This window comes from Paenibacillus borealis, assembly GCF_000758665.1.
Classification (GTDB): Bacteria; Bacillota; Bacilli; order Paenibacillales; family Paenibacillaceae; genus Paenibacillus_AQ; species Paenibacillus_AQ borealis.
In genome coordinates, this window is sequence record NZ_CP009285.1 from 77,157 (window position 1) to 89,245 (window position 12,089).

A 12,089-nucleotide genomic window follows, 5' to 3' on the forward strand; every position below is an offset into this window, starting at 1 on the left:
TATAGTATGGTATTTTCAATAAATGTATACGACAGGAGAATCGGTTGAGATGAGCGATAAAGAAGTCATCCTTACACCGGACGGACTTAAGCGTCTGGAAGAAGAACTGGAGACCCTCAAATCCGTAAAACGCCGCGAGGTAGCCGAACGAATCAAAGTAGCAATTGGCTACGGAGATATCAGTGAGAACTCGGAATATGAAGACGCGAAGAACGAACAGGCCTTTATTGAAGGACGTGTTCTGACTTTGGAGAAGATGCTCCGCAATGCGCGTATCATTAATAGCGATGAGATCGTGACAGACGTGGTAAGCATTGGAGTAACGGTTAACGTTGAGGATATGGAGTACGGCGACGTTATGGAATACACGATAGTCGGTACCGCTGAATCCGATCCGCTAAATAATAAAATCTCCAATGAAAGCCCGGTAGGCAGAGCCATCATCGGTAAGAAGATTGGTACCATTGTGGATGTAAGTGTCCCTGCAGGCGTCATTCAATATAAAATTCTTGATATCAAAATGAAGTAAGATGGATCCGAAAGCTTCCTTAGGGGAGCTTTTTTCAAAAGAAAAGAATTTATAGGCTTCGCGCAACGTATAACAACCGAAAAATATGGGTGAACACATACAGCTTATATTTTGTACTGGAACGGACTGTCCTCATGTATGAGGGCGGAGCCGTTTCTTCTTTTGTATACAGTGAGTAAGAGAGGATGAACAAAATGACTGAAGAAATCAACAACGTGGAAACCACAGAGAATGAGCTTAGTGAATTATTACAGATCCGGCGGGGTAAGCTGGACGAGCTCCGTGCGCTGGGAATCGATCCGTTCGGCAAGAAGTATGAGCGTACAGCAGCGGCAGGCGACCTTCTGGCCAAGTATGACGGACTAACCCATGATGAATTGGACGAACTTGCGCTTGAGGTTAGTGTGGCCGGACGTATTATGGCTAAGCGGGTAATGGGTAAAGCAAGCTTCTCGCACATCCAGGATCTCAGCGGGAAAATTCAGATTTATGTCCGCCAGGACAGTATTTCTGAGTCCCAGTATGCAGCTTTCACTATTCTGGATTTGGGGGATATCATCGGAATCCGCGGAACCCTGTTCAAGACCAAGACCGGCGAAACCTCTATTAAAGTGCATAACCTTGAGGTTCTGTCCAAATCCCTGCTTCCGCTTCCCGAGAAATATCATGGCCTGAAGGATGTAGAACTCCGCTACCGCCAGCGTTATGTTGACCTGATTATCAATCCGGAGGTACAGCAGACATTTATTGCGCGTTCACGGATTATCCAGTCGATGCGCCGTTACCTGGACTCGCTGGGCTATCTCGAGGTTGAGACTCCTACACTGCATACGATTGCCGGGGGAGCCGCCGCCCGTCCGTTTATTACACACCACAACACGCTGGACATGCAGCTATATATGCGTATCGCAATCGAACTTCACCTGAAACGTCTGATCGTAGGCGGTTTGGAAAAAGTGTATGAAATCGGCCGCGTGTACCGCAACGAAGGTATCTCGACACGCCACAATCCGGAATTCACGATGATTGAGCTGTACGAAGCGTATGCGGACTACAAGGATATCATGCAGCTGACAGAGAACATGATCGCCCACATCGCCCAGGAGGTTCTCGGCAATCAGGTGATTAACTACCAGGGCCAAGAGGTAGACCTGTCTCCAGGCTGGCGCCGCGTGACTATGGTGGATGCTGTCAAAGAAGTAACCGGAGTAGACTTCGGGGTTCATATGACGAATGAAGAAGCACAGGCTTTGGCTAAAGAGCACCGTGTACCTGTTGAGAAGCATATGACCTACGGACATATTCTTAACGCATTCTTCGAGCAGTTTGTAGAGGAAACGCTGATTCAGCCGACGTTCGTCATGGGACATCCTGTAGAAATTTCACCGCTTGCCAAAAAGAATGATCAGGATCCGCGCTTCACCGACCGCTTCGAGCTGTTTATTGTTGCCCGCGAGCATGCGAATGCGTTCAGTGAGCTGAACGATCCGATTGACCAGCGTCAGCGCTTCGAGGCACAGATTCACGAGAAAGAGCAGGGGAATGACGAAGCTCATGAGATGGATGATGATTTCATCCGTGCGCTGGAATACGGTATGCCGCCTACAGGCGGACTGGGAATCGGCGTAGACCGTCTCATCATGCTGCTTACGAATGCCGCTTCTATCCGTGATGTATTGCTGTTCCCTCATATGCGCAACAAAGACTGAATAATTATCTGATCCGTGACCATAATATCCAAGGGAGCTGCACAGGCGGTTTCCTTGGAACAATGGCTAGCGGTAAATTGAAAATAATGCTTGCAATCAGAATCTATACATGATATATTCTATTTCTGGCCGCGAAACATCAACGCGTCGCTCGAAAAAGAAGTTGAAAAAAGAGCTTGCATTGATCGGTTGGATGTGATATATTATAAGAGTTGCTGGTGACGCGGTGAGCGGCGCTGACAACGAGCTTGATCTTTGAAAACTGAACAACGAGTGAGTATCGGAGATCGCCTCGGCGAGATCCAAAGTAGAGAATATAACAATTCTCGTCAGATGTTTCAAAATGAGCAATCGCTCTTTCTAAATACAATTTGGAGAGTTTGATCCTGGCTCAGGACGAACGCTGGCGGCGTGCCTAATACATGCAAGTCGAGCGGAGTTATGATGGAGCTTGCTCCTGATTAACTTAGCGGCGGACGGGTGAGTAACACGTAGGCAACCTGCCCTCAAGACTGGGATAACTACCGGAAACGGTAGCTAATACCGGATAATTTCTTTCCTCTCCTGAAGAGAGAATGAAAGGCGGAGCAATCTGCCACTTGGGGATGGGCCTGCGGCGCATTAGCTAGTTGGTGGGGTAACGGCCCACCAAGGCGACGATGCGTAGCCGACCTGAGAGGGTGAACGGCCACACTGGGACTGAGACACGGCCCAGACTCCTACGGGAGGCAGCAGTAGGGAATCTTCCGCAATGGGCGAAAGCCTGACGGAGCAACGCCGCGTGAGTGATGAAGGTTTTCGGATCGTAAAGCTCTGTTGCCAGGGAAGAATGTCCGGTAGAGTAACTGCTACCGGAGTGACGGTACCTGAGAAGAAAGCCCCGGCTAACTACGTGCCAGCAGCCGCGGTAATACGTAGGGGGCAAGCGTTGTCCGGAATTATTGGGCGTAAAGCGCGCGCAGGCGGTCATTTAAGTCTGGTGTTTAAACCTTGGGCTCAACCTGAGGTCGCACTGGAAACTGGGTGACTTGAGTACAGAAGAGGAAAGTGGAATTCCACGTGTAGCGGTGAAATGCGTAGATATGTGGAGGAACACCAGTGGCGAAGGCGACTTTCTGGGCTGTAACTGACGCTGAGGCGCGAAAGCGTGGGGAGCAAACAGGATTAGATACCCTGGTAGTCCACGCCGTAAACGATGAGTGCTAGGTGTTAGGGGTTTCGATACCCTTGGTGCCGAAGTTAACACAGTAAGCACTCCGCCTGGGGAGTACGGTCGCAAGACTGAAACTCAAAGGAATTGACGGGGACCCGCACAAGCAGTGGAGTATGTGGTTTAATTCGAAGCAACGCGAAGAACCTTACCAGGTCTTGACATCCCTCTGAATCCGCTAGAGATAGCGGCGGCCTTCGGGACAGAGGAGACAGGTGGTGCATGGTTGTCGTCAGCTCGTGTCGTGAGATGTTGGGTTAAGTCCCGCAACGAGCGCAACCCTTGACTTTAGTTGCCAGCAGGTTAAGCTGGGCACTCTAGAGTGACTGCCGGTGACAAACCGGAGGAAGGTGGGGATGACGTCAAATCATCATGCCCCTTATGACCTGGGCTACACACGTACTACAATGGCCGGTACAACGGGAAGCGAAACCGCGAGGTGGAGCCAATCCCAGCAAAGCCGGTCTCAGTTCGGATTGCAGGCTGCAACTCGCCTGCATGAAGTCGGAATTGCTAGTAATCGCGGATCAGCATGCCGCGGTGAATACGTTCCCGGGTCTTGTACACACCGCCCGTCACACCACGAGAGTTTACAACACCCGAAGTCGGTGGGGTAACCCGCAAGGGAGCCAGCCGCCGAAGGTGGGGTAGATGATTGGGGTGAAGTCGTAACAAGGTAGCCGTATCGGAAGGTGCGGCTGGATCACCTCCTTTCTATGGAGAATCGTCACCTGCAACGGTGACATTCAAATCGGAAGTATTACTTCCAAAACTCAGGTTTAGGCCTGTTACTCACTCGTTGGTCAGTTTTGAGAGTTTAAGCTCTCATCTTTAACTTGATCCTTGAAAACTGGATACCGAAACGAATTTGCGTTTTAGAACATCTTTTAGCTGAAACTTGTGTAAACAAGTTGAAATAGTTATTAGTGCAGAACGAAGGTTTTCGATTGTGCAGCGACCTTTGGCTTTGAATGTGTTGGTGAATGGAGCAATCCATGAGCAGCATTCAAAACAAGATGAGCAAACAAGCGAAACACCGGAGTGACGGTTAAGCTAATAAGAGCACACGGAGGATGCCTAGGCGCCAGGAGCCGACGAAGGACGTGGCGAACAACGAAACTGCCTCGGGGAGCTGTAAGCAAGCTTTGATCCGGGGGTGTCCGAATGGGGAAACCCAGCTGTGGTAATTCGCAGTTACTCATTTCTGAATACATAGGAAATGTAGAGGCAGACCAGGGGAACTGAAACATCTAAGTACCCTGAGGAAGAGAAAACAATAGTGATTCCGTCAGTAGCGGCGAGCGAACGCGGAACAGCCTAAACCAAGGGGCTTGCCTCTTGGGGTTGTGGGACGTCTCACATGGAGTTACAAAGGAATATGGTAGGCGAAGAGGTCTGGAAAGGCCCGCGATAGAGGTAAAAGCCCTGTAGCCTAAACTGTGTTCTCTCCGAGACGGATCCCGAGTAGTGCGGGGCACGTGAAACCCCGTATGAATCCAGCAGGACCATCTGCTAAGGCTAAATACTACCTGGCGACCGATAGTGAAACAGTACCGTGAGGGAAAGGTGAAAAGCACCCCGGAAGGGGAGTGAAATAGAACCTGAAACCGTGTGCTTACAAAAAGTCAGAGCCCTATTACTGGGTGATGGCGTGCCTTTTGTAGAATGAACCGGCGAGTTACGTTTAACATGCAAGGTTAAGGTGAGAAGCCGGAGCCGCAGCGAAAGCGAGTCTGAATAGGGCGACTGAGTATGTGGACGTAGACCCGAAACCGTGTGATCTACCCCTGTCCAGGGTGAAGGTGCGGTAACACGCACTGGAGGCCCGAACCCACGCATGTTGAAAAATGCGGGGATGAGGTGGGGGTAGCGGAGAAATTCCAATCGAACTCGGAGATAGCTGGTTCTCCCCGAAATAGCTTTAGGGCTAGCCTCGGTGAATGGAGTGGTGGAGGTAGAGCACTGATTGGGTGCGGGGCCCGCAAGGGTTACCAAGCTCAGTCAAACTCCGAATGCCATTAACTTCTTGCCGGGAGTCAGACAGTGAGTGCTAAGATCCATTGTCAAAAGGGAAACAGCCCAGACCATCAGCTAAGGTCCCCAAGTGTGTGTTAAGTGGGAAAGGATGTGGAGTTGCACAGACAACCAGGATGTTGGCTTAGAAGCAGCCACCATTGAAAGAGTGCGTAATAGCTCACTGGTCGAGTGACTCTGCGCCGAAAATGTAACGGGGCTAAACACACCACCGAAGCTATGGCTAGATGCTTTGCATCTGGGGTAGGGGAGCGTTGTATGTAGGTTGAAGGTGTACCGTAAGGAGCGCTGGACAGCATACAAGTGAGAATGCCGGTATGAGTAACGAAAAGATCAGTGAGAATCTGATCCGCCGAAAGCCCAAGGTTTCCTGAGGAAGGCTCGTCCGCTCAGGGTAAGTCGGGACCTAAGGCGAGGCCGAAAGGCGTAGTCGAAGGACAACAGTTTGAAATTACTGTACCACCGTAATCCGCTATGAGCGATGGGGTGACGCAGGAGGGTAGTGACGCGGACTGATGGATGTCCGTCTAAGCAGTGAGGCTGGTGTGTAGGCAAATCCGCACACCGTTAAGGCTGGGCTGTGATGGGGAGCGAAAATTGTAGTAGCGAAGGTCATGATCTCACACTGCCAAGAAAAGCCTCTAGCCAGGAGAAGGTGCCCGTACCGCAAACCGACACAGGTAGGCGAGAAGAGAATTCTAAGGCGCGCGGAAGAACTCTCGTTAAGGAACTCGGCAAAATGACCTCGTAACTTCGGGAGAAGAGGTGCCTCGGTAGGGTGAATAGCCCGAGGGGGCCGCAGTGAAAAGGCCCAAGCGACTGTTTAGCAAAAACACAGGTCTGTGCGAAGCCGCAAGGCGAAGTATACGGGCTGACGCCTGCCCGGTGCTGGAAGGTTAAGGGGAGTGGTTAGGGGTTAAACCCGAAGCTGTGAACCGAAGCCCCAGTAAACGGCGGCCGTAACTATAACGGTCCTAAGGTAGCGAAATTCCTTGTCAGGTAAATTCTGACCCGCACGAATGGCGTAACGACTTGGGCGCTGTCTCAACGAGAGATCCGGTGAAATTTTAATACCTGTGAAGATGCAGGTTACCCGCGACAAGACGGAAAGACCCCATGGAGCTTTACTGCAGCTTGATATTGAATTTGGGTACGATCTGTACAGGATAGGTGGGAGCCGGTGAGAGCGGAGCGCAAGCTTCGCTGGAGGCGCCGTTGGGATACCACCCTGATCGTATCTAGGTTCTAACCTAGTACCCTAAGCGGGTACGGGGACCGTGTCAGGCGGGCAGTTTGACTGGGGCGGTCGCCTCCTAAAGAGTAACGGAGGCGTTCAAAGGTTCCCTCAGAATGGTTGGAAATCATTCGCAGAGTGCAAAGGCATAAGGGAGCTTGACTGCGAGACCTACAAGTCGAGCAGGGACGAAAGTCGGACTTAGTGATCCGGTGGTACCGCATGGAAGGGCCATCGCTCAACGGATAAAAGCTACCCTGGGGATAACAGGCTTATCTCCCCCAAGAGTCCACATCGACGGGGAGGTTTGGCACCTCGATGTCGGCTCATCGCATCCTGGGGCTGAAGTAGGTCCCAAGGGTTGGGCTGTTCGCCCATTAAAGCGGTACGCGAGCTGGGTTCAGAACGTCGTGAGACAGTTCGGTCCCTATCTGTCGTGGGCGCAGGAAATTTGAGAGGAGCTGTCCTTAGTACGAGAGGACCGGGATGGACGTACCGCTGGTGCATCAGTTGTTCCGCCAGGAGCATGGCTGAGTAGCTACGTACGGACGGGATAAGCGCTGAAAGCATCTAAGCGTGAAGCCCCCCTCAAGATGAGATTTCCCAATTAGTAAGACCCCTTGAAGACGACGAGGTAGATAGGTTGGAGGTGGAAGTGCAGCAATGCATGGAGCTGACCAATACTAATCGGTCGAGGGCTTATCCAAATTTCTTAGAGCGCAGATTCGTTTCGGATTCAGTTTTCAGGCGATTAAGCCTGGTACACCTTAAGCTGCATGTCCTTTCTGGGGACTGATCTTTTCTCGCAGCGTATATTTTGGAAGGTTGATTATTTTCCTGAGGAAATTCAGGGAGAAAAGCGACCGGAAAAAATCCGTTTGGTGGCGATAGCGGAGGGGTTCCACGCGTACCCATCCCGAACACGACCGTTAAGCCCTCCAGCGCCGATGGTACTTGGACCGAAGGGTCCTGGGAGAGTAGGACGCCGCCAAGCACATGAAGCCATTGTTGAGCAATCGACAATGGTTTTTTTGTATATTTTTATACATGGACATTGCATTGGTGCCGTGGGTGTTAAATGATGGGTATCGTTATAATTTGTCCACTGTACACGGACTTTAGTCCAAGAATTCGCTTACCCGGAATAAGATTTCCTAATACCTTATCAGAAGATGTAATATTCTTGACAGGCCAAAAGCCCTTTGCTAAGATAGCTCTAATATATTTTTGGACAATCATCTCAAACCTTAACTGAAGACACTATTATGTATAACTCCCAGGTCGTTGCCGTTGTCTTTCGGGTATGGACTTGAAGCAGGAGTTTTTTTATTCATAAGTTGGCGGGCGGGTAGAGAAAAGAATATTTCGAGGAGGAATGACCCAGGTGTGGGAAGATAAGTTTGGTAAAGAAGGATTCACTTTTGATGATGTGCTGCTGGTTCCGCGTAAATCCGAGGTACTGCCGAAGGAAGTGGACTTAACCACTGTACTTAGCAAAAACGTGAAGCTGAACATCCCTTTGATGAGTGCGGGCATGGATACAGTCACTGAAGCAGCTATGGCGATCGCTATTGCCCGGGAGGGCGGCATCGGCATCATTCATAAGAATATGTCCGTGGAGCAGCAGGCGGAAGAGGTGGACCGTGTGAAGCGCTCCGAGAGCGGCGTTATTACCAATCCATTCTCACTTACGCCAGACCACTGGGTATCCGATGCTGAAATTCTGATGGGCAAATACCGCATTTCCGGTGTACCTATCGTAGATGAGGGCGGCAAGCTGGTTGGTATTCTGACTAACCGTGATTTGCGTTTTATCCACGATTTCAATATTCAGATCAAAGAAGTGATGACTCATGAGAATCTGGTTACCGCTGCTGTAGGAACTACCCTTCAGGAAGCGAAAGGCATCCTTCAACGCCACAAGATTGAGAAGCTGCCGCTGGTGGATGAGCACAATATTCTTAAAGGTCTCATTACTATTAAAGATATTGAGAAAGCCATTCAGTTCCCTAACGGGGCCAAGGATGCTCAAGGCCGTCTGCTTGTTGGAGCCGCAATTGGCATCTCTAAGGATACATTTGAACGCACAGAAGCATTGGTAAAAGCCGGTGTTGACCTTATTACGGTAGATTCCGCACACGGACACCACATTAATATTATCGACGCTGTCCGCAAGCTGCGCGAATTGTATCCGGATCTTACTATTGTGGCCGGCAATGTGGCTACAGGTGAAGCTACCCGTGAATTGATTGAAGCCGGAGCATCCGTAATCAAGGTCGGTATTGGACCCGGATCGATCTGTACAACCCGTGTAATTGCTGGTATCGGCGTTCCTCAGGTTACAGCAATCTATGATTGTGCAACGGTTGCCCGTGAATACGGCATTCCGGTTATTGCCGACGGGGGAATTAAGTACTCCGGAGAGATCACTAAGGCAATTGCTGCAGGAGCTGCTGCCGTAATGATGGGAAGTCTGTTCGCCGGCACGGAAGAAAGCCCTGGAGAGTCGGAAATTTATCAGGGACGTAAATACAAGGTATACCGCGGAATGGGCAGCATGAGCGCCATGAAGCAGGGTAGTAAAGACCGTTACTTCCAGGATGATGATAAGAAGCTGGTGCCTGAAGGCATCGAGGGGCGGGTTGCTTTTAAAGGGCCGTTGTCCGATACCGTTCATCAACTGATCGGCGGATTGCGTTCAGGTATGGGATATTGCGGTACGAAGACATTAGAGGAACTGCGCAATGATACCTCATTTATCCGTATCACCGGTGCGGGCCTTCGTGAGAGTCACCCGCATGATGTGCAGATTACCAAAGAAGCGCCGAACTATTCCCTGTAAACCGGGAAGAATCGCATATTTTTGCGGACAGGCAGGACTAAATTCGTCCTGCCTGTCTTTTTTTGCAGATACCCCTGTGTTAGAATAGAACAAGCACTGATCTGAGGATTAAAGGAGAGTTAATCATTGAAGTACAAGCGGAAACTAAGTAGTAAGCAACTTGTGATGAAGACAGCGACAGTAGGTCTGCTTTTAAATATGCTAGCATTCCCGGCAGCGTCTGCCATGGCAGAGGCGGTAAGTACACCGGCTACAACAGAGGCGGGGACTCCATCGACAGCGGCAACACCTGCCAAAACGGCAGTGGCCAAAATTCCAAGTGTAGAGTCACTGGGACTGAATGTGAAATCTGCAGTATTGATTGAGCCTACTACAGGCGAGGTCCTGCTCTCGCTCAATGCCGATCAGCCTATGCCTCCAGCGAGTATGACCAAGATGATGACAGAATATCTGGTTACCGAAGCCGTAAATAGCGGCCAGCTATCCTGGGACCAGAAGGTTATTGTACAGGAGAATGCATCTAAGCAGACCGGATCGCGGATTTATCTGGCTGCAGGTGATGAACATACGGTTAAAGAACTGTACATAGCGATGGCGGTAGGTTCTGCTAATGATGCCACCGTAGCTTTGGCGGAGCTGGTCTCGGGTTCGGAGCAGCAATTCGTAACACTGATGAACGAGACTGCCCAGAAGATGGGCATGAAGACCGCTTTCTTCATTAACTCCACCGGACTTGACCGGGCGGACATGCCGGAGAAATTCCGTCCGCAGGCTGAAGGCGAAACGGTCATGTCTGCAATGGATGCAGCCATTCTTGCCAAATATATTGTAACGGATCATCCGGACTTCACTGAATTTACAACGATTCAATCCTATAAATTCCGTGAGCGTGACACCAAACCGATGATTAATTATAACTGGATGCTGGAAGCCAATAAGGATATCGCCAACTTCAAGGCCTACGCGTATCCGGGTCTTGACGGATTGAAGACTGGACACACCTCCAAAGCCGGCAACTGCTTCACAGGTACTGCTGTGCGTGACGGCATGCGTCTAATCAGCGTAGTTATGGGAGCTGACTCTGAAGCACACCGCTTCACGGAAACGAAGAAGGTGCTTGATTTCGGTTTCAATAACTTCGAGATTAAGCAGGTTGTAGCACCTAAGGCAGTCATTGCCGGAACTGAAACACTGCCTGTACTGAAGGGCAAGAACAAAGAAGTATCCGTTGTTACCGATGCGGGAGTTACGTTCATGGTGCCAAAGGGTACTGTTTCTCCACAGATCAAAACTGCAGTGGTGACGAACGATCCGGCAACTTTGATTGCGCCGATTGCCGGAGCCAGCAAAGTAGGTAAAGTCACTTATACCTACCAGATCGAAGGAATGTCTCAGGTTCAGGAGAAGACGGTTAACCTGATTACTGCTGAGGAAGCTGAGAAGGCTGGCTGGTTCAAGCTGCTGATGAGAGCGATCGGAGATTTTTTTGGTGACTTGTTTACAGGAATCAAGAACTTGTTCTAACCGCGTGGCAGACTAATGCCAGCATTACGACAAAATCCCAGTAAATAGGTTGTATATATCACCGCCTTGCGGTAAAATTACAAGTTAGATTAGGATAGATCATTCGGGAGGCTTAGACATGGAAACAGGAACATCGCGAGTTAAAAGAGGTATGGCAGAAATGCAAAAAGGCGGCGTCATCATGGACGTCATGAATGCAGAGCAGGCAAAAATTGCCGAGGCAGCGGGCGCAGTAGCCGTTATGGCTCTGGAACGTGTACCTTCCGATATCCGTGCGGCGGGTGGAGTAGCACGGATGGCCGATCCTACTATTGTAGAAGAGGTTATCAAGGTAGTGAGCATTCCTGTTATGGCTAAAGCCCGTATTGGCCATTATGTAGAAGCCAAGGTTCTCGAATCACTGGGTGTTGACTATCTGGATGAGAGCGAAGTGCTCACGCCGGCAGATGAAGTATTCCATATCAATAAACGCGAATTTACCGTTCCTTTTGTATGTGGAGCCAAGGACCTTGGGGAGGCCCTGCGCCGGATTAACGAAGGGGCGTCCATGATCCGTACCAAGGGTGAGCCGGGAACCGGCAACATCGTTGAAGCCGTCCGCCACATGCGCTACATAAACAGTCAAATCCGCAAAGTGACTAACCTCTCGCTTGATGAGCTTTACAATGAAGCCAAGACATTAGGTGTTCCTTATGAGCTGCTGCTGGAAGTTCACCAGCTTGGCAAATTGCCTGTCGTTAACTTCGCGGCCGGCGGTGTAGCTACGCCTGCGGATGCCGCGCTCATGATGCATCTTGGTGCTGATGGCGTGTTTGTCGGCTCGGGTATCTTCAAGTCGGACAACCCTGAGAAGTTTGCCCGTGCCATTGTAGAAGCGACAACCCACTTTACAGATTACAAGCTGATTGCTGAAGTGTCGAAGAACCTTGGCGCCCCGATGAAGGGGATTGATATTGCCACATTGACTCCGGCTGAACGTATGTCGGAACGCGGCCGTTAATAGAGAG

General features: G+C 50.4%; 5 protein-coding genes and 3 rRNA genes. All 8 read left to right on the forward strand.

The genetic code is table 11. The features are described from left to right. Positions 1-49 precede the first annotated feature (49 nt). The 8 genes from greA to pdxS all read left to right on the forward strand — a co-directional run bounded on the left by greA (position 50) and on the right by pdxS (position 12,082). The gene (gene greA / locus PBOR_RS00370; protein WP_039309541.1) at positions 50-529 is read left to right on the forward strand and encodes a transcription elongation factor GreA; all 480 of its coding nucleotides are present in this window, start codon (positions 50-52) and stop codon (positions 527-529) included. Between the two features lie 194 nt (positions 530-723). Next, on the forward strand, positions 724-2,238 hold the full coding sequence (gene lysS, locus PBOR_RS00375) for a lysine--tRNA ligase (protein WP_042209960.1): 1,515 nt from the start codon (positions 724-726) through the stop codon (positions 2,236-2,238). A gap of 368 nt (positions 2,239-2,606) precedes the next feature. Further along, positions 2,607-4,162, forward strand: a 16S ribosomal RNA gene (locus PBOR_RS00380). A gap of 332 nt (positions 4,163-4,494) precedes the next feature. Further along, a 23S ribosomal RNA gene (locus tag PBOR_RS00385) occupies positions 4,495-7,423 on the forward strand. Between the two features lie 170 nt (positions 7,424-7,593). Beyond that, positions 7,594-7,710, forward strand: a 5S ribosomal RNA gene (gene rrf / locus PBOR_RS00390). Together the 16S, 23S and 5S rRNA genes form the textbook arrangement of a ribosomal RNA operon. 390 nt (positions 7,711-8,100) lie before the next feature. Further along, entirely contained in the window at positions 8,101-9,558 is a 1,458-nt protein-coding gene (guaB, locus tag PBOR_RS00395; RefSeq protein ID WP_042218733.1) for an IMP dehydrogenase, read from the forward strand. Positions 9,559-9,723: 165 nt separating this feature from the next. Then, positions 9,724-11,082 carry a D-alanyl-D-alanine carboxypeptidase family protein gene (locus tag PBOR_RS00400; protein WP_042218734.1) on the forward strand — a complete coding sequence of 453 codons (1,359 nt, stop codon included), beginning with the start codon at positions 9,724-9,726 and terminating at the stop codon, positions 11,080-11,082. 118 nt (positions 11,083-11,200) lie between these two features. Further along, complete coding sequence (gene pdxS / locus PBOR_RS00405; RefSeq protein ID WP_039303826.1) at positions 11,201-12,082, forward strand: pyridoxal 5'-phosphate synthase lyase subunit PdxS; 882 nt, start codon at positions 11,201-11,203, stop codon at positions 12,080-12,082. The last annotated feature ends 7 nt before the right edge of the window (positions 12,083-12,089 follow it).

What these genes read in the sequence shown, in the direction of transcription:
- greA (WP_039309541.1), top strand. Translation starts at nt 50, where the DNA reads ATGAGCGATAAAGAAGTCATCCTTACACCGGACGGACTTAAGCGTCTG.
- lysS (WP_042209960.1), top strand. Translation starts at nt 724, where the DNA reads ATGACTGAAGAAATCAACAACGTGGAAACCACAGAGAATGAGCTTAGT.
- PBOR_RS00400 (WP_042218734.1), top strand. Translation starts at nt 9,724, where the DNA reads ATGAAGACAGCGACAGTAGGTCTGCTTTTAAATATGCTAGCATTCCCG.
- pdxS (WP_039303826.1), top strand. Translation starts at nt 11,201, where the DNA reads ATGGAAACAGGAACATCGCGAGTTAAAAGAGGTATGGCAGAAATGCAA.